Annotated in this window: 20 protein-coding genes and 1 pseudogene; 5 read left to right on the plus strand and 16 right to left on the minus strand. The window is 72.8% G+C overall.

Translation table 11 applies throughout. The features are described 5' to 3' along the window. Nucleotides 1-23: 23 nt before the first annotated feature. Together ACZ573_RS15095 and ACZ573_RS15100 are read left to right on the plus strand one after the other, a co-directional pair. Entirely contained in the window at nucleotides 24-332 is a 309-nt protein-coding gene (locus tag ACZ573_RS15095; protein WP_189742644.1) for a hypothetical protein, read from the plus strand. A gap of 142 nt (nucleotides 333-474) precedes the next feature. After that, on the plus strand, nucleotides 475-936 hold the full coding sequence (locus tag ACZ573_RS15100) for a Crp/Fnr family transcriptional regulator (RefSeq protein WP_471303740.1): 462 nt from the start codon (nucleotides 475-477) through the stop codon (nucleotides 934-936). Nucleotides 937-1,004: 68 nt separating this feature from the next. On the opposite strand, the gene ACZ573_RS15105 is transcribed toward ACZ573_RS15100, so the two are convergent. Then, nucleotides 1,005-3,467: an ABC transporter permease gene (locus ACZ573_RS15105; RefSeq protein ID WP_471303742.1), complete on the minus strand. Its 2,463-nt coding sequence runs from the start codon at nucleotides 3,465-3,467 to the stop codon at nucleotides 1,005-1,007. Next, nucleotides 3,461-4,198: an ABC transporter ATP-binding protein gene (locus ACZ573_RS15110; RefSeq protein ID WP_471303744.1), complete on the minus strand. Its 738-nt coding sequence runs from the start codon at nucleotides 4,196-4,198 to the stop codon at nucleotides 3,461-3,463. The genes ACZ573_RS15105 and ACZ573_RS15110 overlap by 7 nt, the downstream gene beginning before the upstream one ends. 328 nt (nucleotides 4,199-4,526) lie before the next feature. On the opposite strand from ACZ573_RS15110, the gene ACZ573_RS15115 reads away from it, so the two are divergent. Further along, on the plus strand, nucleotides 4,527-4,970 hold the full coding sequence (locus ACZ573_RS15115) for a subtilase-type protease inhibitor (protein ID WP_471303747.1): 444 nt from the start codon (nucleotides 4,527-4,529) through the stop codon (nucleotides 4,968-4,970). Between the two features lie 123 nt (nucleotides 4,971-5,093). On the opposite strand, the gene ACZ573_RS15120 is transcribed toward ACZ573_RS15115, so the two are convergent. Genes ACZ573_RS15120 through ACZ573_RS15130 form a run of 3 tightly spaced genes read right to left on the minus strand, consistent with a single transcriptional unit; the run spans nucleotide 5,094 to nucleotide 7,357 of the window. Continuing rightward, nucleotides 5,094-5,936 (minus strand): GNAT family N-acetyltransferase, encoded by an 843-nt coding sequence (locus ACZ573_RS15120; protein WP_471303749.1) that lies wholly within the window; start codon nucleotides 5,934-5,936, stop codon nucleotides 5,094-5,096. Further along, entirely contained in the window at nucleotides 5,933-6,886 is a 954-nt protein-coding gene (locus ACZ573_RS15125) for an ATP-grasp domain-containing protein (protein WP_471303753.1), read from the minus strand. Before ACZ573_RS15125 ends, ACZ573_RS15120 begins: the two co-directional genes overlap by 4 nt. A gap of 42 nt (nucleotides 6,887-6,928) precedes the next feature. Then, nucleotides 6,929-7,357, minus strand: coding sequence for a hypothetical protein (locus tag ACZ573_RS15130; protein ID WP_471303755.1), 429 nt, complete (start codon nucleotides 7,355-7,357; stop codon nucleotides 6,929-6,931). Between the two features lie 152 nt (nucleotides 7,358-7,509). On the opposite strand from ACZ573_RS15130, the gene ACZ573_RS15135 reads away from it, so the two are divergent. Beyond that, nucleotides 7,510-8,238 carry an SIR2 family NAD-dependent protein deacylase gene (locus tag ACZ573_RS15135; protein ID WP_471303757.1) on the plus strand — a complete coding sequence of 243 codons (729 nt, stop codon included), beginning with the start codon at nucleotides 7,510-7,512 and terminating at the stop codon, nucleotides 8,236-8,238. Between the two features lie 38 nt (nucleotides 8,239-8,276). Here ACZ573_RS15135 and ACZ573_RS15140 read toward each other — a convergent pair whose 3' ends face one another. The 10 genes and pseudogenes from ACZ573_RS15140 to ACZ573_RS15185 all read right to left on the minus strand — a co-directional run. Then, nucleotides 8,277-8,777: a VOC family protein gene (locus tag ACZ573_RS15140; RefSeq protein ID WP_471303760.1), complete on the minus strand. Its 501-nt coding sequence runs from the start codon at nucleotides 8,775-8,777 to the stop codon at nucleotides 8,277-8,279. Between the two features lie 125 nt (nucleotides 8,778-8,902). Beyond that, entirely contained in the window at nucleotides 8,903-12,481 is a 3,579-nt protein-coding gene (locus tag ACZ573_RS15145) for a bifunctional glycosyltransferase/CDP-glycerol:glycerophosphate glycerophosphotransferase (RefSeq protein ID WP_471303762.1), read from the minus strand. A gap of 196 nt (nucleotides 12,482-12,677) precedes the next feature. Then, nucleotides 12,678-13,052, minus strand: coding sequence for a hypothetical protein (locus tag ACZ573_RS15150; protein WP_471303764.1), 375 nt, complete (start codon nucleotides 13,050-13,052; stop codon nucleotides 12,678-12,680). Nucleotides 13,053-13,176: 124 nt separating this feature from the next. Then, nucleotides 13,177-13,596 (minus strand): roadblock/LC7 domain-containing protein, encoded by a 420-nt coding sequence (locus tag ACZ573_RS15155; protein WP_301373166.1) that lies wholly within the window; start codon nucleotides 13,594-13,596, stop codon nucleotides 13,177-13,179. Nucleotides 13,597-13,667: 71 nt separating this feature from the next. Next, nucleotides 13,668-14,465, minus strand: coding sequence for a transcriptional regulator (locus ACZ573_RS15160; protein WP_471303767.1), 798 nt, complete (start codon nucleotides 14,463-14,465; stop codon nucleotides 13,668-13,670). Next, nucleotides 14,462-14,902, minus strand: coding sequence for a hypothetical protein (locus tag ACZ573_RS15165; RefSeq protein WP_189966848.1), 441 nt, complete (start codon nucleotides 14,900-14,902; stop codon nucleotides 14,462-14,464). Before ACZ573_RS15165 ends, ACZ573_RS15160 begins: the two co-directional genes overlap by 4 nt. 160 nt (nucleotides 14,903-15,062) lie before the next feature. Then, nucleotides 15,063-15,305 carry a helix-turn-helix domain-containing protein gene (locus ACZ573_RS15170; protein ID WP_030723034.1) on the minus strand — a complete coding sequence of 81 codons (243 nt, stop codon included), beginning with the start codon at nucleotides 15,303-15,305 and terminating at the stop codon, nucleotides 15,063-15,065. 141 nt (nucleotides 15,306-15,446) lie between these two features. Next, a complete protein-coding gene (locus tag ACZ573_RS15175) occupies nucleotides 15,447-16,067 on the minus strand; it encodes a DUF6461 domain-containing protein (RefSeq protein ID WP_471304110.1) in 621 nt (206 codons plus the stop codon). 56 nt (nucleotides 16,068-16,123) lie between these two features. Then, a complete protein-coding gene (locus ACZ573_RS15180; RefSeq protein WP_471304125.1) occupies nucleotides 16,124-16,252 on the minus strand; it encodes a hypothetical protein in 129 nt (42 codons plus the stop codon). Nucleotides 16,253-16,280: 28 nt separating this feature from the next. Then, a pseudogene (locus ACZ573_RS15185) lies at nucleotides 16,281-16,415 on the minus strand (TetR/AcrR family transcriptional regulator); the annotation flags it as partial. 129 nt (nucleotides 16,416-16,544) lie between these two features. Between ACZ573_RS15185 and ACZ573_RS15190 the strand changes: the two are divergent. Further along, nucleotides 16,545-17,855, plus strand: coding sequence for a helix-turn-helix domain-containing protein (locus ACZ573_RS15190; protein WP_471303769.1), 1,311 nt, complete (start codon nucleotides 16,545-16,547; stop codon nucleotides 17,853-17,855). Here the strand turns inward: ACZ573_RS15190 and ACZ573_RS15195 are convergent. After that, nucleotides 17,773-19,713 carry an APC family permease gene (locus tag ACZ573_RS15195; RefSeq protein WP_471303771.1) on the minus strand — a complete coding sequence of 647 codons (1,941 nt, stop codon included), beginning with the start codon at nucleotides 19,711-19,713 and terminating at the stop codon, nucleotides 17,773-17,775. The genes ACZ573_RS15190 and ACZ573_RS15195 overlap by 83 nt on opposite strands. Between the last annotated feature and the right edge of the window lie 113 nt (nucleotides 19,714-19,826).

Consider the following 19,826-nt stretch of genomic DNA (forward strand, 5'->3'; position numbering starts at 1 on the left):
GCACGGCACCGGAGGGCGGGCGGATGGACGACGACGAAGACATGCGGCTGGCGGGAATGACGCCGGAGATCTCCCGCCGCACCCTCACCCTGCTGCGCGGTCTGGCGGGCCTCGAACCACCCGAGCAGGTCCCCGAGGAGGCCATGGTCGTCGCCGATGCGGTCCTGGCCGAGCACGGCACCGACGGGCTCCGGGTGCTGGTGATGACGCTGGCGGCCTGGGCGACGGCCCAGATCGAGAATGTCGCCGAGCTGAGCGGGCGCAGCCACGAGGCCGTCCTCGACGCGATGGAGCTGGCCTGCCTGGAGGCGAATGCCGAGGACACGCCCTGAACCATGGGACGCGGAAGGGCTCGGGAAACCCGTTCCCGGACCGGGTGCGGAAGAAACCGTGACCGGTCCGGCCGCGATTCGGCGGGCTTCGGCGACACTGGGAGAGCAGGAGCGTCGTGGGGGGTCGTGATCGGAGGCCGTCGTGAGCACACCTTCCCCCATCCGGATCGCCGCCGTCCTGTCCACCGAGCACCGTGGACGGCTGATGTCCCAGGCCCGTGAGGTCAATTTCCCGGAGGGCGCCCGCATCTTCGACGAGGGCACCCGGGCGGATTCCTTCTGGATCGTGCGTTCCGGCACCGTGACCCTGGAAATCCCCGTCGCCGGCCGCCGGGCCGCGCCCGTGGAGAGCCTCGGCCCCGGTGAGCTGGTGGGCTGGTCCTGGCTGTTCCCGCCGTACGTGTGGCAGCTCGGCGCGGAGGCGATGACGCCGGTACGGGCGTACGAGTTCGACGCCGCGACCGTCCGGATGCTGATGGATGCCGATCCCACCTTCGGCTCCGCGATCGGGCACTGGGTCGGACGCGTGCTCGCGATGCGCCTCCAGCAGACCCGCACCCGCCTGCTGGAGCTGTACGCGCCCCGCCTCACCAGCACCTCCTGAGGAACCCTAGGGGGTGTCTTGCCGGTCGGGGCGGGCTCGCGGCGCCCGGCAAGACACCCCCCAAGCCCTCAGTCACGCACCCCCGCCATCCCGGCCGCCGCGCGCCGCAGGCACAGCGCGGCCGGGACGACCGCGGAGACCACCGCCACGGCCGCGCAGGCCGCGGACGTCGCCCCGAGGGCGCCCCACGGGATCACGAGGGCGCTCCTGACATCCAGGAGGCCGAGCGCCGCCCGGACCCCGGCCAGGTTCAGGGCGGCGACCAGGGTCCCGGTGACCGCGCCGACGAGGACCACCAGCAGGGACTCCCCCGCCACCAGCCGCAGGACCTGCCACCGGGTGGCTCCGGCCAGGCGCAGCACCGCGAGGTCTCGGGCCCGGTCGGAGGTGGCCATGACCAGGGTGCCGGCGAGCGCGATACCCGTGTAGAGCAGGGCGATGCCGAGGACCAGCAGGAAGCCGGTCCGGGTGGTGTGTGCGGTCCCGGGGCGGTTCTCGGCCAGCCACCGGTCCTTCGTGAGGACGCGGCCCCCGGCCTGCCGGGCCGCCTCGGCCAGCGCGGCTCCGACCGCCGCGCCGTCCGCGCCCGGGGCGAGGCGTACGTCGATCCGGTCCACCCTCGCGCCGGGGGCGTTGGCGGGGGTGACGTAGGCCCCGTTGCCGCCGGTGCCCACGCTCATCACGGCCGCGATCCGCAGGACCTTGCGGGTGCCGTCACCGAGCCACACCTCGACGGTGGACCCGGCGGTGTGCCGCTCCCATTCCGCGGTGACGATGACCGAGTCGTCGTCGAGGTCGGTGACCGATCCGGCCGTGAGGGGCAGTTGGGCGGTCCGGGCCAGGGCCTCGGGATCCGCGGCGCGGGCGTCGGAGCGGATGAGCGCCGTGCCCTCCTCCAGCACGTGGACGGCGGTCGCCGCGGTGGCGGAGATCTCCGTTCCGGGTACGGCCCGGATCCGCTCGACCGTGGCCCGATCGAACCCGCCCGCACCGGCCGTGACGACGTGATCGGCGATGGTCCGCTGCCGGATCTCGGCGGCCTTGGCCTCGTTCAGCGTGGCGGTGGTGCCCAGCAGGGATCCGGCGAGGGCCACGGTGACCAGGACGGGGGCGGCGACGGCCGCGGTTCGGCGGATGCCGGCCGCCGCGTTCTCCCTGATCAGCATCCCGCCGGCGCCCGGCAGCCGGGCGGGGAGCCAGGCGACCAGCCGGACCAGCGGCCGCACCAGCACCGGTGACAGCAGGGCGAAGGCGACGATGAACAGCATGGGGCGGCTGGTGTACGTCTTGCGGTGGAGCAGGTCCGACGGGTCGGTGAGCAGGGCGTGGGCCAGGGTGCCGAGGCCCGCCAGCAGCAGTCCCGCGCCGAGGATCCAGCGGCCCGGGGTCATGGTCCGCGTCTCGAAGGCGGCTTCGCGCAGCGCCTCGGAGGGGGCGACCCGGCCCGCCCGCCAGGACGCGGCGACGACTCCAGCGAGGGCGACGAGCAGACCGGCCCAGAAGGCCCCGTGGTAGGGCCAGGTGGCGTCACCGACGGCGAACCAGCCGGGTGCGAGGCCCTCGTCCACCAGGTGCGCGACGAACACGGGCGCCCCGTACGCCCCGAGCAGGCAGCCGGCGGCGGAGGCCACCACGCCGAGCAGCAGCGCCTCGGCGACCACCGTGCGGCGGATCTGGCCCGGGGTGGCGCCGGCCGTGCGCAGCAGGGCGAACTCCTTGCGGCGCTGGGCGACGGCGAAGGCGAAGGTGGAGGCGACGACGAACACCGAGACGAAGCCGGTGACGCCGCCCGCGGTGCCGAGTGCGGCGTTCACGGCGAGCAGGGCCTCTCCGTCCCGCTCGGGGTCGGGGTCGGCGAGGCGGCGGTCCGGGCCGGTCAGGACCCGTGCGCCGGTGTCCTGGCCCGGGAGCGGCCGTACGGCGTCCTGTACGGCGGTCGGGTCGGCGGCGACGACGAGGTGGTCGATGGCGGGCGAGATCCGGGCGGCGCGGGCGTCGGTCCAGAAGACGGCGTCCTCGAAGCCGCGGTCGGCGACGGTGCCGACCACGGTCACGGGGCCGTGGTCGGTGCCGATCCGGGCCCCGGGCCGGGCCCAGCCGGTGGTGACGACCTCGTCGTCGGAGCGCGGGGGACGGCCCGCGTCCAGGGTGTACGGGGCGAAGGCGGCGACCGACCAGGGGTGGCCGACCAGTTGCTTCGGCCCGCCCTCGGCGCGGACGGGGAAGGACCGGTCCTCGGTGGCCGGGCCGAGGGCCGCCAGCCGCCGGGCGAGTTCGGGGGTGACGGGACGGGGGTGGGCGAGCCTGCCGGTGCGCTCCCCGCCCGGGACGGGGACGCGCAACACGTCGTCGCCCTTGACGACGACGGGGGCCTGGGCGAACCGTTCCGGGAGGCGCTGCGGGGCGTCGAGCGTGGCGGCGAGTCCGAGGCCCATGGTGGCGATGAGGCCGACGCCGAGCGCCAGGGCCACGAAGCTTCCGGCGAAGGTGACCCAGCGGGCGCGCGCGGTGCGCAGGGCGATGGTCAGCACGGCGCTCCCTCCAGCGCGGTCATGCGGGCGGCGATGTCCTGGGCGTGCGCGCCCCGGAGTTCACCGTTCGGCCGGCCGTCGGCGAGGAAGACCACGCGGTCCGCGTAGGAGGCGGCCACGGGGTCGTGGGTGACCATGACGACGGTCTGGCGTTCGGTGTCGACCATGGCCCGGAGCAGGGTGAGCACCTCGCGGCCGGTCTGCGAGTCCAGGGCGCCGGTGGGTTCGTCGCCGAAGAGCACCTCCGGGCGGGTGATCAGGGCCCGAGCCAGGGCCACGCGCTGCTGCTGGCCGCCGGACAGCTGCGCGGGCCGGTGCCGGGCCCGGTCGCCGAGGCCCACCCGGGCCAGGACCTCACGGACCTCGGCCCTGGCCGGGCGGCGGCCGGCCAGCCGCAGGGGCAGGGCGACGTTCTGCTCGGCGGTCAGGGCGGGCAGCAGGTTGAAGGCCTGGAAGACGAAGCCGATGCGGTCGCGGCGCAGCAGGGTCAGCCGGGTCTCGCCGAGCCCGCCGAGTTCGGTGCCGCCCACCCGCACGCTGCCGGAGGTGGGCCGGTCGAGTCCTGCCGCGCACTGCAGCAGGGTGGACTTGCCAGAGCCGGAAGGGCCCATGACGGCGGTGAAGGTGCCCCGCGGGAAGTCCAGGGAGACCCGGTCGAGGGCGGTGACGGCCCGGTCGCCCGCTCCGAAGACCCGGGTGACGTCCTTGAGTTGGATCGCGTCGTTTTCCATGCCCCCCAGCCAACCGTCGGGGGCGGCGCGGCACAGCGGGCCCAGTCTGTGTCCCCGGGGTGGGGCCGGCCCTACCCCGGGAGGGGGCCCAGACCCCGTCCGGGCAGATCACAGGCGTGGCGCGGCAGGTTTCGGGGAGGTGTCCCGGTCGGTGTTCGGCCGATTCGGCGGCCCGCTTCCCCACAGGTCAGCCCGCGCGCACGGCTGCGGTCTGCATTCATTCGTACACGATCGGTGACGGAAAATGGGGGTCCGAACGGGCGTTCACGGCCCGGGTCGGCAAGACTGCGTCCGCTATCCGAAACACCAACCCAAGGGAGTGTTCGAAATGCGGTCCATCGCAAAGGGTCTCGGGCTCGGTTCCGCCGCCATGGCGCTCACCGCGCTCACCGCGCTGGCCTGGCCGGGTACGGCCGGAGCCGCACCGACCGGTACGGAGAGCCTGTACGCGCCGTCCGCGCTGGTGGTCAGCGTGACGGCCGGACCCGATGCCGACACGGGCACGGTCATGCGCGCGGTGACCCTCGTCTGCTCGCCGGCGCCCGGCGGGACGCACCCGCAGCCGGCCGCGGCGTGCGCCGAATTACGCGCGAACGGCTCGCAGCTCGACCCGCTCGCGGCGCCGGCCTCCGACGCCGTCTGTACCCGGGAGTGGAACCCGATGACGGTGGCGGCCGTCGGCGTGTGGCAGGGCCGTCGGCTCAGCTACACGTACACGTTCGCCAATCCGTGCGGCCTGCGGAACACCTCCGGCGCGCTGTTCGGCTTCTGACCCCTCGTGAAGCGACGGGCCGGGCGGCGCCGTGCGACCGCCGTCCGGCCCGGCTCGCCGGCGGTTGCCACCGCCCATGCCGAGGAGGCATCTTGTCGGTCCTCCGGCAACACGGCTGAATGTTCATCCGAGTTCGAGACTGGCCACCCCGAAGAGCTCCGGCAGGGCGAAGTGCGGTGCCGGGCCGGTGTACATCCGGGCCGTCTCGAAGGCCGGGGCGAGGCCGAGGCGTTCGAAGAGCGCGCCGGACGCCGGGTTGGCGTCCGGTACGTCCACGGACACCAGCCCGTCGGGGGCGTGCCGGGCCAGCCCCCGCAGCAGGGCCGCCGCCACCGCCGGGGTGGCCGCGTAGAGCGGGCCGATCCGGTGGGCGGCGCTGGAGGGGCGGATCACGCCGAGGCCCTCGATGCGGCCGTCCCGGACGGCGGCCAGCGCGGTGCGGCCGGGCAGCCCGGTCCAGGCGGACAGGAAGGCGTCCCGCGGCGCGGGGAAGAACCGCCGGTCGTAGGCGGCGAGCCGGCCGAAGGGCAGGGTGCCCGCGTCCACGATCTCGACCGCGCCGTCGTCGCCCCCCTGTGGGGTGCCTTCGTAGCGGAAGTTGTTCCAGGCCCGACGGAAGCCTGATTTGCGGTAGTTGTCCTGCTGGTCGACGACCCCGTCCAGCCCCACGAGCCGCCCGTCGAGCCGTTCCATCCCGGCGTGCCACAGCCGGATGCCGTACCCCTGTCCGCGGACGGCCGGCCGGGCGATGTAGAAGCCGATGAAGCCGAAGCCCGCGCCGTACCGCACGGCGGAGATGCAGGCCACCGGCTCGCCGTCCAGCCGCCCGATGAGGAATCCCTCCGGGTCGGCGACCGCGAAGGCGAACCGGTCCGAGTCCCCCGGATTCCAGCCCTCCTCCTCGGCCCAGTCGCGGATCAGCTTCATGTCGGCGGCGCTCGCGCCGACGATCTCGAATCCCGTCATGCCGGTGTTGTACCAGATGGGTCCGGTGTGCGCAGGGGTGCGTGATCAGCCGTCAGAATACGGACGAACTCGGCCTCATCGGCCTCCCGGTGAAGGTCGCTGACCTGACCGTCCCCCACTTCGACGACCCGCCAGACCCCGTCCGCGCGCAGCGCGAGGTCGGTGGTCACGAAGGGGCAGCCCAGCGCCTCGACGGCCGCCCGGACCGGTTCGAGGGCCGGTTCGAGGGACGCTCGCGGGATCGCGGTGACCGGGCTGTCGGGGTGGGCGGTGACCAGCCGGGGCACCCCGTCCCGCCACCACACCCGTATCTCCGCGGCCGCCGCCTCCGGCACGACGAAGTGCTCGAAGGCCCGCAGCACCACCCCGCCCGCCAGGAACTCGCCCTGCAGTTGGACGAAGCGGGCGACGAGGCGGTGCAGCGCGGCGGGGTCGGCGAGGTCGGGCACGTAGCAGGCCTCGTCCCACTCGTGTTTGCGGGACTTCACGTAGTCCTTCACGACGGCGGCCCCCGGCGGCAGGCCCGCCGCGAGGGCCGCGAGCCCCTCCGGGTCCGGGACCGCCCCCGGCCCCGCGGGCAGCCAGCCGCTGACCGGGGTCAGGCCCGCGAAGGTCTCGTACCAGCCGGGGAGTTCGTGCGCCCGGCGGTACGCCTCCGGGGTGACGACGAGCTCGGCGCCGCGCCGGCGCAGGGCCGCGTCCAGTGCGGCGTACCGGTCGGCGGGGATCATCCAGCCCCGGTACCAGACGGCTCCGGCCCCTTCCGGCACGCGTGCGACGGCCCGCTCGGCGTCCCCGGCGAGCAGCGCGTCGTGGTCGATGAGCAGGGCCGTGCCCCCGGTGGCGCGCAACTGCCGGGCCTCCGCCGCGAAGTGGGCGTCGACCCGGCGTTCGTTCAACGGGTCGCTGCAGTGGAGGACGGTGGTGGTGGTCGCGGTTGTCGTAGCCATGCGCCCACCCTATGAACGGCCGCGTCGATCACCGTAAGGATTTCAGCCTGCGCAGATCACGTCGTCGAGCCGGATGGGGTTGGAATCGAGGCGCACGTACGCGGTGAAGGTGTCGGTGCTGCCGGAGGCCCAGTGGGTGGTCACGGTGGCCCAGCCCACCGAGGCGGTCTTCGCGACGGTGACCGGGCCGATGCTGATGTCCTGCGGCTCGTCATGGGCGCAGAGCAGGACGTCGAGCTCCTCATTGACCTGCTGTCTCTCTTTGAGGACCTGCGAGACCTGGTTCTCCCGGTCCTGCGCGGAGGGACCGTGGTCACCGTAGAAGCTGATGAGGAAGTCGCTGATCTGGGCAGCGGTGTGTCCCCTCCCCCCGGGGGCGGCGGGCGCGGCGAGGGCGGGAACGGACGGCATGACCGGTAGCGCGAGCAGGGTCAGCAGCAGGGCACCGAGGCGGTACGGCTTGAGCATCATGTCCGGTCTTGTACCCGCCGAGCCGGTGGATCGGGAGGGCGGGGCCCGGATCTCACTCCAGTGGGGGGCGGGATTCACCGCAGAAACGACCCTCCGGCCGGTGCGCGGAAATGGGCTCGCGGGCGACCCTCACCCGTACGTAGGGTCGATGCATGGGGAAGCCACTTGTCGCAGTGTTCAGCGGGGCCGGAATGTCCACCGATTCCGGAATTCCGGACTACCGGGGGCCCCAGGGCCTGTGGCGGCAGGATCCCGACGCCGAAAAGCTCGTGACGTACGCGCACTACATGGCCGATCCGGAGATCCGGCGCCGCTCCTGGCTGATGCGCGCCGAGATCGGCGCGCTCGGAGCACGGCCGAACGCCGCGCACCTGGCCGTGGCGGAGCTGGAGCGCGGTGGCACCCCCGTGCGGGTGATCACCCAGAACGTGGACGGGCTGCACCAGCTCGCCGGGATGCCCGACCGCAAGGTGTTCGAGCTGCACGGCAGCGCCCGGTCGGTGGTGTGCACGGCCTGCCACGCCCGGTCGGGCATGGACCAGGCGCTGGCCCGGGTGGCTGCCGGGGAGCCGGATCCCGCCTGCCTGGCGTGCGGCGGGATCCTCAAGTCGGCGACCGTGATGTTCGGCCAGCGGCTCGACCCCGAGGTGCTGGGGCAGGCGATGGCCGTGGCCAAGGGGTGCCAGGTCTTCATCGCCGTCGGGTCGACCCTCCAGGTGCAGCCCGCCGCGTCGCTCGCCGGGATGGCCGCGGAGGCCGGGGCCCGGCTGATCATCGTGAACGCGGAGGAGACCCCGTACGACCCACTGGCCGACGAGATCGTCCGGGAACCGATCGGCACCGCCCTGCCGGCCCTGCTGGCCAGGTTCGCCACGTCCTAGCCCTGGCCCCGGCCCCGGCCCGAGCTCTGCTCCTAGCCCTAGCCCTGGCCCTGGCCCTGACCCGCGTCCGCCGCCCGGCGCATTTCCGCCACGTCCAACTTCTTCATCCGCATCATGGCGGCGGTGGCCCGGGCAGCCCGGCCGGGGTCCGGGTCGGCGATCAGGTCGATGGCGCCCGGCGGGATGACCTGCCAGGACACGCCGAACCTGTCCTTGACCCAGCCGCAGACGCCCTCCTCGCCACCGCCGCCGGTCAGCGCGTCCCAGTAGTAGTCCGCCTCCGCCTCGTCGGCGCAGCGGATCTGGAAGGAGATCGCCTCGGTGAAGGGGAACTGCGGGCCACCGTTGAGCCCGATGAACTGCTGGCCGTTGATCTCGAACTCCACGACCATCACGGAGTCGGCCTGGCCGGGGCCCGCCTCCGTGTACCGGCCGATCCGGCCGAGCTTGCCGTCCTTGAAGACGGACAGGTAGTAGTCGGCGGCCGCTTCCGCGTTGCCGTCGAACCACAGACACGTGGTGAATCCGTTGCCGCTCATCTCTGCCTCCGGGCCGGTGCGTGGACGGTGGACACCGTCCCTCACATACAGACCGGCCCCGGACCCGAAATTCATCGGTGGGTCCGGGGCCGGTTCGCGTTCAGCCGGTAATTCGCCCGTTCGGCCTACTTGGCGGGCGCCGCGCCCATCGCCAGCATGCGCTCGACGACGCGCTCGGCGGCGTTGCCGCCGTCCAGGTCGCAGAACTCGGCGCGGAACGCCGCCCGCGCCTCGGCGTACTCCGCCCCGACCGCGTCCGCGTTGCGCACGGCCTCGATCAGGCTCGCCGAGTCCGCCAGCAGCGGTCCCGGCGCCTTCGCCTCCAGGTCGAAGTTGAAGCCGCGCAGCGTACCGCGGTAGTGCTCCAGGTCGTACGTGAAGAGCAGGATCGGCCGGTCCGTGTGCGCGAAGTCGAACATCGCGGAGGAGTAGTCCGAGATCAGCACGTCGGCGACCAGCAGCAGGTCGGCCGCGTCGGGCCAGCGCGACACGTCGACGACGAACCCGTCGCGGACACCGTCGCGGACCTGCTCCGTCACGTGGTGGTGGCTACGGATCAGCAGGACGTGGTCCTCGCCCAGCTCGCGGCGGGCCTGGTCCAGGTCGATGCGCAGATCGAGCTTGTAGCCGCCCGAGAAGCCCTCGTTGTTCTCGCGCCAGGTGGGCATGTAGAGGACGACCTTCTTGCCCTCGGGCAGGCCGAGCCGCCGCCGGACCTCGGCGATCCGCTGCGCGTCGGGCCGCACCAGCGCGTCCGTGCGCGGGCTGCCGGCCTCGATGACCTCGCCGTCGTAGCCGAGGGCGCGCTTGAGGAGGGGCGTGGCGTAGGAGCTCGGGGAGGCCAGCAGGGTCCACTGGGCGCTGTCGTGCGCCAGCCCCTCCAGGATCTCCGGGCTCGTGTAGTAGTCGTGCACGAAGTCGTGACCGATCTGCTTGATCGGCGTGCCGTGCCACGTCTGTACGACGACCTGTCCGGAGCGGCGCTGGAAGCGCTGCGGCACGTTGTCGTTGGTCACGAAGTAGCGGGCGCGGGCCAGCACCTCCCACGACTCCACGCTGTTGTACTGGACGGCGCGGGCGGTCTTCGGGACCTCGGTCCGGCCGTCGCGGACCAGCCAGATGTGCTCCAGCTTCTCGCCGCGGCGCACCAGTTCCTCGTGGATGGCGCGCGGCGAGTCGCCGGCGCCCTGCCCCTGGAAGGTGTCGTAGACGACGATGTCCTTGACCGGCAGGGCGCGCTGCGCCGGGTAGGTCTCGAAGCGGGCGACGCGCTGCGCGTAGTTGGAGCGGTCGTGCGGGCTGATCAGCGGGTCGGCGACCAGCACCATGCGGTCGTAGAAGCGGGTCTCGACCCGCATCCGGCGGCCCTGCACGGTGAGCGGGTGCGGCCCGGCGAAGAGCAGGCCGGGGCCCATCTGTACGGGGGCGCCGCGGTCGACACCGAGCAGTCCGGCGGTGGTTCCGCCCTGGGCGGCCGGGCGCAGCGTCGGCCACCAGCGGCCCTCGGGGAGCGTGGTGCGGCCGGCGTACGCCTCGGGGAGCACGGGCTGGAAGACGGCCTCGAAGGTGTCCCCGTCACGGGTGACGGGGTAGCTGAACTCCGCGCCGTGCGCGTTGTGCAGGACGAACTCGTACGGCTCGTCGGTCGGCGCGAGGAAGCGGCCCCGCAGGGTGAGGGTGCCGTCCTCGGCGGTGACCTCGTCGACCAGCGGCGGGGAAGGCTGCACGGAGAGCGTCAGGTGTCCGGTGTTGCCGCGCTTGGCGAAGAGGGAGCGGCCCCCGTCCTCACCGGGCAGGGGCAGGACGAGGCCGTCGAATCCACCGCGCTCGTCGTGGACCATGCGGTGCTCGGTGCCGTCGGGGCCGATGGCGGACAGGCTCCAGGGCTCGGGGGCCCACTCGCCGGGCTCGCACGCGGCGTCCGCCACGGCGGCCAGGTCGGCCAGCGGGACGCGGGCGGTGAACGAGGCCCGGCCGGCGCCGGACGCCGCGGTCTCCAGCGGGAAGGAAAGGACGGTGCCCGTGGTGACGTGGACGGCCTTCAGCGCGGTGGATCCGACGGCCTCGGCGGAGAGTTCGCCGGTGATCTCGACGGCGTCGTCACCTGCGGCGTGGACGTCCAGGGCGCGGGCGCGGGCGATCTCCACCTGGATGGTGAGGGCGCCGGAGACGGCCGGGACGATCCGGACATCGGGGGCCACCCAGTGCGCGGGCGGGTTCTGGCCGGTGTCGTTCTCGCCGCCCCGCAGGCGGGCGCGGTGCAGCCCGCCGGCTCCGGTGACGGCGATGGACGTGGTCCATATGCCCTGGTTCCACTTGCCGCCCGACTGGAAGATCGAGGGGTCGACGACGGCGGTGAAGCCGGCCCAGTCGGCGTGCCGCAGGGCGAGGTGCGGCGCCTTCACCGTGGCCATCGGGGAGGCGACGGTACGGGTGCCGACGACGGAGCGGCGGCGCTTGTTCCCCTCGCGGAAGACCAGCATCTTGCGGGAGCCGAGGCGGCTCTCCGCACCGAGGTGGCCGGGGAGGGCGTAGCCGCGCAGCAGCAGCTTGCCGTCGGCCCAGGTCGCCTGCTCCAGGCGGCTGACGACGCGGCGCTCGCGCGGGCCGAGGGTGAGGATCTTGGCCGGAACCGGCGGACGGCCCTGCAGGAAGGGGTAGTCCGCCTGCGGGCGGGCGAGGCCCTTGACCGGCACGCTGTAGTTGTAGTCGCGCTGGTGGTGCTGGAGCGCGATGAAGTCCTCGACGCGGCCTTCGCCGGCGAGGTACGCCTTGAGCCGGTCGGCGACGGTCAGGTCGGACCAGGGCCCGGTGCCGATCTCGCGGACGAGTCCGCCGACCTCCTTGACGAACGCGGCGCGGAAGTCGGGGCCGCCCTCGTCGACGTACTTGTAGATGAGCGGGAGTTCCTCGCTCAGCACGTTGTGGTCGTAGTCGCGCAGGTAGCGGGCGTACTTGGCGCCCTGCTTGGCCTTGAGGGACTCGCGGACCAGGCGTACGGACTTCACCCGGTCGATGAGGGAGATCGGGTCGGTGGAGCGCTGGGTGATGGAGCGCTCGCCGGTCTCGCGGACGCGCCAGTGGTAGACGCAGTCGCTGATGATGTCGACGCTGGAGGCGAAGTAGTGCGCGGGGATGCTGACCGGGGCGTCCTCGTAGAGGATGCCTTCCGGGTACTGGAAGCCGTGCCGGTCCCAGAAGCTGCGCCGGTAGACCTTGTTCCACGCGGTGCGGTCGGTGACCAGCGCCGGGAACTTCGAGATGTGGGTCTTCAGCTGGGTGCGGGCGAAGGCGGCCCGGTGTCCCCAGGACTGCTGCATGCCGACGGAGCGGAAGCGCTTCACGTTGCCGCCCGCGAAGTCCGAACCCGTCTCGTCCAGCGCGTCGATGAGCCGCTGGTAGGCGTAGTCGGGCATCGTGTCGTCACTGTCGACGAAGGCCAGGTACTCGCTGTCCTTGTCGGCGTGGCGCGCGCCCACGTTCCGGGCCGCACCGAGGCCCGCGTTGTCCTGCATCACGACGCGGAAACGCTTGTCCTTGGCGGCGAACGCCTTGGCTATGACGGCGCTGGTGTCCGTGGACCCGTCGTCCACGAGGATGGCCTCGAAGTCTTCGAAGGTCTGGGATGCGATGGATTCCAGGCACTCGTCGAGGTAGAGCTCTACGTTGTAGACGGGGACGACGATACTCAGGCGCGGCGGCATGGGTGGCGGTTTCTCCAGCGTTTTATGCTTTGTCGATGATCAGCTGCTCACAGCATCCTACTCTGTAACAGAGTCATAAACTCCACCCATATGGGGCATACGAAGCCAACTGCCAGGGCGGACGGCAAAAGAATTCAGCCGTCCGCCACTTCGGCGATGCAGTGGGAGGCGGCCCGACCGTGCCCGGCAGGGCCGGTCAGACCTCCAGCTCTGCTTCGATCTTCTTCAGTTGATGCCGGGCCATCGCGAGGTTGGCGCGTCCCTTGTCGAGCGCCAGGTAGAGGAAGAAGCCCGTGGAACCGCGGGCCTTCATCAGCCGGATCAGGTGGTACTGGCTGCCGAGGGTGATGAGGATGTCCTCGATCTCGTCCTTGAGGCCGAGCATCTCCATCGTGCGGACCTTGGCGCGCACCACGTCCGTGTTGCCCGCCGCCGCGACCGCGAGGTCGAGGTCCTTGCCGCCCCCGATCGTGCCGAGGGCCATACCACTGCCGTAGTCGACGAGCGCGGCACCGATCGCGCCTTCGATCGTGGTGGTGGCTTCCTTGAGTGCGGTCTCCACATTGACCATGAGAGGGTCCTCTTTCTCGTTTCACTGTGACTGGGATGTGAGGGAATGTGACTGGCTGTAGCTGGGTGCGGCCGTGGCGGCACGCGCCGGACGGGTCAGGCCCTGCCGCCGGCCGGAACGCGGATCACCCGGGCGCGGCTCCGGGACCGCGTCGCCCGAGGGTGTGGTCGATCAGTTCTGCTATCCGGAGACTGGAGCGCCGGGCCTCGAGGTGGAGCCGTCCGACGTTGACGCGCGGTTCGGCGGTCAGGGTGAGGACCGCCGCCAGTCCCGCCGCATAGGTGGCGACGTATCCGTCCTCGCCGCGCACGAGCAGTTCGCGGAAGGCGCCCTGACCGGTGCAGTCGCTGAGCCGCTGGGCCACCCCGAGGGCGGCGGCGGTCAGCGCCGCGACGGACTCCGCCTCGGCCGCGGCGCTGTCCTGGGCCAGCACGAAACCGTCGGCGCTCGCGGCGAGCGCGCCGGTGAGCTGGGGTACCCGGGCCCGCAGCCTGCGGAGCTCGGCGAGTATCTCGGCCTCCGTCTCGGGGGGCACCGTACTCATGTCGGCCTTTCTCCTTTCGGGCTGCCTTCGCTCGGAGCGGTCGGCGCGCAGGGCCGGTCGCAGCGGGAGCCTCACAGACTTGCCTCCAGTGCGTCGCGTAACCGGCGGAGCAGCGCCACGTCCGGGGATTGGGCCTCGGTCATCCAGTCGGGCAGGGGCGCCACGGCCGGTGGCGGGGCCGGGGTGTGCGGGGTCTCGACCAGTCCGGCCGCCGCGAGGCGCCGGACGTCGAGCAGGGTGTGGAAGGCGGGCCGGCCCAGGACCCACGCGAGGTCGGCCGGGGTGCGCAGGCCGTCGGCCTGGTGCAGCAGGGCCCGCTGCCGGGAGGTGATCGTCTGGCCCGGCGCGGCCGCACGGGGGACGACCGGAGAGGTGTCCAGCAGGGGGTACGGCCAGACCGCGTCGAGCAGGTCCCGGCGGCGCCGTGTTTCCCGTTCGACGGCGGCGGCGGGAACGGAACGGACGGATCCGATCCAGTGGGTGGCCCCGCGGCGGAAGCGGGAGGGCCCGCTGCCCGGGGAGAGTGCGAAGAAGGCGGCGTCGAATATGGCGGCGAGGTGGCATATCTCCAGCTCTCCGCCGGCGAGCCCGCCGCTGTCCACCAGGAAGCGGGCGACCTGGCCGCGGGCACCGGCCCGGTCCACGGCCTCGCGCCAGCGTTCGGGGGCGAGGCCGCCGCCGGTGGTGAGCAGTACGTCGAGACCGGGGGTGGCCGGGCTCTCCGCGTGGACTATTCGGCCGTCCTCCAGGAAGAGGGTGCCGCGGTCGCGGAGCAGGGCGCCGGTGGCGCGCTCCGCGGCGAGTCGGGTGAGAAGGGGGGAGACAGCGGCGAAGGCGTTCGCGGCCGTGGCGGTGGCCGGGGTGGTCATCTGAGTACCAGCCCCTCCGCCAGGGCACGGAGCCTGTGGCGCGCGAGGGCGAGATTGCCGTCGGCGCGGTCGAGCCACAGGTGCAGGAATACGCTGCTGTCGAAGCTCGTCTCGACGAAGCGCAGTACGTGGTATCCAGTGCGGGTGGTGACGATCAGATCCTCGACAGGCGGGCCGGCCGGTAAGCCGGCGGACGAACCGGCGGAGGGAACGGCTCCGCCACCGTGTGCCGGGTCGGTCTCCGCCGGGGCGAAGGACTCGTACTCGGCTGCCGCCCGAGCCAGTTCGGCGGTCTCGGCGGCGGTGGTCTCGTGGTCGCCCACGGGCGACTCCCCCGCGGTGCCGAGGGCCAGTCCGCTGCTCCAGTCGACCAGCGCGGCCCCCCGCGCACCAGGCAGGGCCATGGCTTCGAGCAGGCATTCGTCGATCCCGGGCACGCGGGCTCCCCTCCCGGCCGGACGTGCTGAGTGCACGGTCGTACGGCGCGACAGGAGGGAACTTACTCAAGTTCCAGTGCACGAAAGGGTGTTCTGGCATTTTCCGCTGGAACATGCCAGGAAGGGTGCGAGACCTTGGCCGGAACGCGTCGGTATTTGATCACGAAGCGAGCGGAAGATCGTCCGCGAGGCGGAAGGACCCTCCCTCGCGCTGCACGTAGCCCTCATGGCTGAGGGTGCGCAGCAGGTGGTAGACGGTCGGCAAAGGGATCCCGGTGAGCCGGGCGAGTCTCTTGGCCGTCACCCCGCCCTCCGCGGACATCGCTTCCAGGAGGCGCAGTGCGCGCTGCACGGAGCCGATCAGGGTGGGTGTGCTGTCCTTCTGACTGTGGTCGGTGCCCATGACTAGTCCCCCTGCTCCGGTACGAGGCCTGGCAAACCCATCAAAGTGGCTCACCGGGCGCAAAACCAGCGGACGCGCGTAAACCTGAGCATAAGATCACCGCATCCCGGCCCTGGACCCGGTCCGGGCCCGGTCACAGCACTAGCGCGTGCAGGTCACGTACGCCGGGAGCGGGGTGTCCGCGATCAGGTGGCGCGGCAGGGAGAGCCCGAAGCGGCGTTCCACGACGGCGAGGGTGTGGCGGTCGCGGTCCGCGTCCGCTTCACCGGCCGGGCGGGCGCACGTGCCGTCCGGGGTGAGGATGCCGGCCGCGACCAGCTCCGGGAGCAGGAAGTCCGGCCGGTGGCCGCCGCGCCAGCATTCCTCGCCGAGGCCGAAGCAGCACACGAGCTCGCCGTCCCGGGCGTACGCGAACTGCTTGGGCGGGTGGTCGGGCTGCGGGTCGAGGTGGACGGCCTCCACGCCGCCCCGGGAGACCTCCGCGAGCCGTTCCGCTCCGGCCGGCAGACCGTGCTCGACGGCGAAGGACCAGCCGCCCCACCGGCCGACCCGGGCCACGCCGTCGCCGTCCACGGTCTCGGTGACCATGCTCCAGGCGTCGAGCGCGCCCAGCGGCCCGGGGCGCACGCCCGGGAGCGCGCCGAGCCGCGCGGCGAGTTCGTCGGGGGTTATCCCCCGGGCGAAGGTCAGACCGGCGAACCACTGGTCCCAGTGGGCCAGCCACCGGATCCCGTCCGCCACGTCCTCTGCGATGTCCGCCATGTCCGCACTCCCCACGGTGTCCCCACCCCGCCGGTGCTTGTTCACCGGCACGATAGTCAGTCCGCGGGCTTCTCCGGGAGGAGGCGCTCGACCATCGTCCGAATGAGCCCGTGCGCCGGGTGCGCCTCCAGCATGGCGGGCGCGGTCAGGTCGTCCACGATCAGACCGAGCGTCGCCAGGTACATCAGGACCACGCCCTGCCGGCCGCCTGGAGTTCGGGGCGGGGCCCGTGGGCACGCCCGCCTCGGCGTCCACCGCGCGCAGGGTCAGGCCGCGCGAGCCCTCGCGTGCCAGGACTTCGATGGCGGCGTCGAGCAGTGCGGCGCGGCGCTGCGGGTTCTGGCGCATGGGCGGGTCCCCGGGTATCGGTGGGACACATCGGGTGAGCACTGCAGGTGCAGTGATGCGCACACGGTCGCGGACGTGCCCGGTCCGGACCCTCCCCACCGCCCCCTCCCCCGTGTCAGGCTGCGCGTCATGGAGCGGATCATCGAGGAGATACGCGAGGACCTGTCCCGCCGGATCGCCGTGGCGGCGGACCGGCTCGCCGACCGGACGCTGGCCGAGGACCCCGCCTACGCAGCCCTGCTGGGCCGGGCCGAGCTGCGCGAGCGGATCCACCACACCCTCCGCCAGGCCGTCGAGGGGCTGCTGCGCAGCTCCCGGGGCCTGCCGGTGGAGCTCGCCGACGCCCGGGCCGTCGGCACGCTCCGGGCCGAGCAGGGGCTGCCGCTCGCATCCCTGCTGCGCACCTACCGCCGTGGCGGCCGGCTGCTCTGGCAGAGCCTCATAGAGGCCGTGACCGCGCACGACCGGGCGGCGCTGCCCCGGCTGCTGCCCGGAGCGGCCGCATTGTGGGACGTACTGGACCAGATGACGGACGCGGTGACCGAGTCGTACCGCCGGACGGAGGCCGCGCACGCCGACCGGGACCGGGAGCGCCGGGCGGCCCTGCTGGACGTGCTGCTCGACGGCGCGGGCGGGCCGCCGGCCTCGTCCGCCGAAGCCACCGGAGCCGCCGAAGCCGCCGAAGCCGCCGCCGCGCAGCTGGGGCTGCCGGCGCCGGGCCGTTTCACGGTGGTCGTGCTGGCCCCCGGCGCGTCCGGCACCCCGGTCGCCCCCGTCGCGCCGGCCGCGCCGCCCGGGGGGCCCGGAGCCGCCTCCGCTCCGCGTGTGCTGTGGCGCATCCGCGCCGACGAGCAGATCGGCCTGGTGGACCTGGGCCACCACCCGCTGGAGTCCGTACGGGACCTGCTCGCGCCCCTCGGGGTGCGGGCCGGGGTCGGCCCGGTCGTCGAGGCACCGGCCGAGCTGGCTCGGGCGCGCCGGCTGGCCGCCCTCGCACTGCGCACCGCCCCCGAGTCCGAGGGCCCGCGCACCGCGCTGCTGGACGAACGGCTGCCGGCGGCGCTGGTCGCGGCCCAGGCCGAGCTCGCCGGCCGGCTGCGCCAGGTGGTGCTCGGTCCGGTGCTCGCGCTGTCCGCGGAGGACCGGCGGACGCTCCTGACCACCCTGGGCACCTGGCTGGCCTGCCGGGGCTCGACCACGGACGCCGCGCAGCGCCTGTACTGCCACCGCAACACCGTCTCCAACCGGCTGCGGCGTCTGGAGCAGCTCACCGGCCGCTCCCTGTCCGACCCCCGGCAGGTGGTGGAGCTGGCGCTGGCGCACTCGGCGGTGCTGCAGCGCGTCGAGGCGGAGCCCGCTAGCCGCCGCGACGCGCCGGATCCGCGGGCCTCGCGGACTCCAGGAGGTACGGCACGTCGATCACCGCGACGCCCGGCGTGAAGAACAGCCGCGCCTTCAGCCGCAGGGCGTTCTGGTTGTGCAGGGGCTGCTCCCACCAGTGGCCCACCACGTACTCGGGGATCACCACGGACAGCATGTCCGTGCCCGAGTCGGCGGCCAGTTCCTCGACGTGGGCCAGGATCGGGCCCACCACCTCCCGGTACGGCGAGTGCAGGATCTTCAGCGGCAGGCCGGTGTCGTGCTCGGCCCACGCCTCGCGCAGCCCGGCCGCCTCCTTCTCGTCCGCCGCGACCGTGACCGCCGTCAGGGTGTCCGGGCGCAGCCCCTGCGCGTAGCCGATGGCCTTGAGCGTCGGGGCGTGCACGGCGGCGACCAGGACCAGGACGTGATGGCGGGCGGGCCTGCGCGGGATGGCGTCGGGAGCGATGGCGACCTGGCGCGCGACCTGGTCGTAGTGGCGGCGGACGCCCTTCATGCCGAGGAAGAGCAGCGGCATGGCGATGACCACCAGCCAGGCGCCGTGGGTGAACTTGGTGAGCAGGACGATGACCAGGACCAGGGCGGTCAGGGTGGCGCCGACGGCGTTGATGGCGAGCCTGCGGTGGATGTGGATCCGCTCCTCGCGCGGGGTGGCGGGTGAGGCGAGGGCCTTCCTCCAGTGCCGGACCATGCCCGACTGGGAGAGGGTGAAGGAGACGAAGACGCCGATGATGTAGAGCTGGATGAGGCGGGTCAGTTCGGCGTCGAAGGCCACGATGAGGGCGATGGCGGCGAGTGCGAGGAGTACGACGCCGTTGGAGTAGACCAGCCGGTCGCCGCGGTTGAAGAGCTGGCGGGGCGCGTACCGGTCCTTGGCCAGGATCGAGGCGAGCATCGGGAAGCCGTTGAAGGCGGTGTTCGCGGCGAGGATCAGGACGCCCGCGGTGACGGCCTGGAGCAGGTAGAAGAGGAAGTGCCAGCTGCCGAAGGTGGCGCGGCCGATCTGGGCGAGGGCGGTGGAGGTCGCGGCGCCCGGGGGCAGGCCCAGTTCGGTGGGGTCGGCGGCGACGTGCACCTGGTACGACATGGCCAGGGCGGTGATGCCGGCGAACATCGTCACGGAGAGCACGCCCATCGCGGCGAGCGTGCTCGCGGCGTTCTTCGCCTTGGGCTTGCGGAAGGCGGGAACGCCATTGCTGATGGCCTCGACGCCGGTGAGGGCGGTGCATCCGGAGGCGAAGGCGCGCATCGTGAGGAACACCAGGGCGAGTCCGGTGTAGGTGCCGACCGGGGTGATCGGGAGGTCGGCGGACTCGGCGCGGATGGTGTCGCCGGTCCCGAGCCGTACGGCGGCGACGGCGAACATGAGGTAGATGACGAGGACGAAGCCGTAGGTGGGGATGGCGAAGACGCGGCCCGATTCCCGTACGCCGCGCAGGTTCATGAGGGTCAGCAGGACCACGAAGGCGACGGACAGGACCACTTCGTGGTCGCTGAGCGAGGGAACGGCCGAGGTGATGGCGGAGACGCCGGAGACGATGGAGACCGCGACGGTCATCACATAGTCGACGAGCAGGGCGCTGGCGGCGGTGAGCGCGGCGGTCTGCCCGAGGTTCTCCGAGCTGACGACGTAGGCGCCGCCCCCGCCCGGGTAGGCGTGGCAGGTCTGCCGGTACGAGGCGACGACGACGATGAGCAGGAAGACGATGGCGGCGGCCGCGTACCAGGTGAGGTGCAGCAGGGCGACGCCGCCGAGGGCGAGGATCAGCAGGATCTCCTCGGTGGCGTAGGCCACGGAGGAGAGCGGGTCGCTGCAGAAGATCGGCAGGGCGAGTCTTTTGGGCAGCAGGGTCTCGCCCAGGCGGGAGGTGTCGAGGGGCTCGCCGACCAGCACGCGTTTCACATTGATACGCCTCATTCGTGCATGATCGTGCATTTGATCAATGAATCACCCTTCTTGAGGCTTGTGTCATCCGATCCCGGCGGCTGCGGCGAACGGGCGCCGGGAGAGGTCCCGGGATCGCACCGCAC

The sequence above is a fragment of the Streptomyces sp. NPDC040545 genome, assembly GCF_055595065.1.

Bases quoted from the DNA above. Each gene is read 5' to 3' on its own strand.
- ACZ573_RS15130 (WP_471303755.1), bottom strand. From the start codon at position 7,357: ATGATGCTCAAGCCGTACCGCCTCGGTGCCCTGCTGCTGACCCTGCTC.
- ACZ573_RS15110 (WP_471303744.1), bottom strand. From the start codon at position 4,198: ATGGAAAACGACGCGATCCAACTCAAGGACGTCACCCGGGTCTTCGGA.
- ACZ573_RS15170 (WP_030723034.1), bottom strand. From the start codon at position 15,305: ATGGGCACCGACCACAGTCAGAAGGACAGCACACCCACCCTGATCGGC.
- ACZ573_RS15145 (WP_471303762.1), bottom strand. From the start codon at position 12,481: ATGCCGCCGCGCCTGAGTATCGTCGTCCCCGTCTACAACGTAGAGCTC.
- ACZ573_RS15195 (WP_471303771.1), bottom strand. From the start codon at position 19,713: ATGAGGCGTATCAATGTGAAACGCGTGCTGGTCGGCGAGCCCCTCGAC.
- ACZ573_RS15160 (WP_471303767.1), bottom strand. From the start codon at position 14,465: ATGACCACCCCGGCCACCGCCACGGCCGCGAACGCCTTCGCCGCTGTC.
- ACZ573_RS15150 (WP_471303764.1), bottom strand. From the start codon at position 13,052: ATGGTCAATGTGGAGACCGCACTCAAGGAAGCCACCACCACGATCGAA.
- ACZ573_RS15140 (WP_471303760.1), bottom strand. From the start codon at position 8,777: ATGAGCGGCAACGGATTCACCACGTGTCTGTGGTTCGACGGCAACGCG.
- ACZ573_RS15115 (WP_471303747.1), top strand. From the start codon at position 4,527: ATGCGGTCCATCGCAAAGGGTCTCGGGCTCGGTTCCGCCGCCATGGCG.
- ACZ573_RS15120 (WP_471303749.1), bottom strand. From the start codon at position 5,936: ATGACGGGATTCGAGATCGTCGGCGCGAGCGCCGCCGACATGAAGCTG.
- ACZ573_RS15135 (WP_471303757.1), top strand. From the start codon at position 7,510: ATGGGGAAGCCACTTGTCGCAGTGTTCAGCGGGGCCGGAATGTCCACC.
- ACZ573_RS15125 (WP_471303753.1), bottom strand. From the start codon at position 6,886: ATGGCTACGACAACCGCGACCACCACCACCGTCCTCCACTGCAGCGAC.
- ACZ573_RS15190 (WP_471303769.1), top strand. From the start codon at position 16,545: ATGGAGCGGATCATCGAGGAGATACGCGAGGACCTGTCCCGCCGGATC.
- ACZ573_RS15155 (WP_301373166.1), bottom strand. From the start codon at position 13,596: ATGAGTACGGTGCCCCCCGAGACGGAGGCCGAGATACTCGCCGAGCTC.
- ACZ573_RS15180 (WP_471304125.1), bottom strand. From the start codon at position 16,252: ATGTACCTGGCGACGCTCGGTCTGATCGTGGACGACCTGACCGCGCCC.
- ACZ573_RS15175 (WP_471304110.1), bottom strand. From the start codon at position 16,067: ATGGCGGACATCGCAGAGGACGTGGCGGACGGGATCCGGTGGCTGGCC.
- ACZ573_RS15095 (WP_189742644.1), top strand. From the start codon at position 24: ATGGACGACGACGAAGACATGCGGCTGGCGGGAATGACGCCGGAGATC.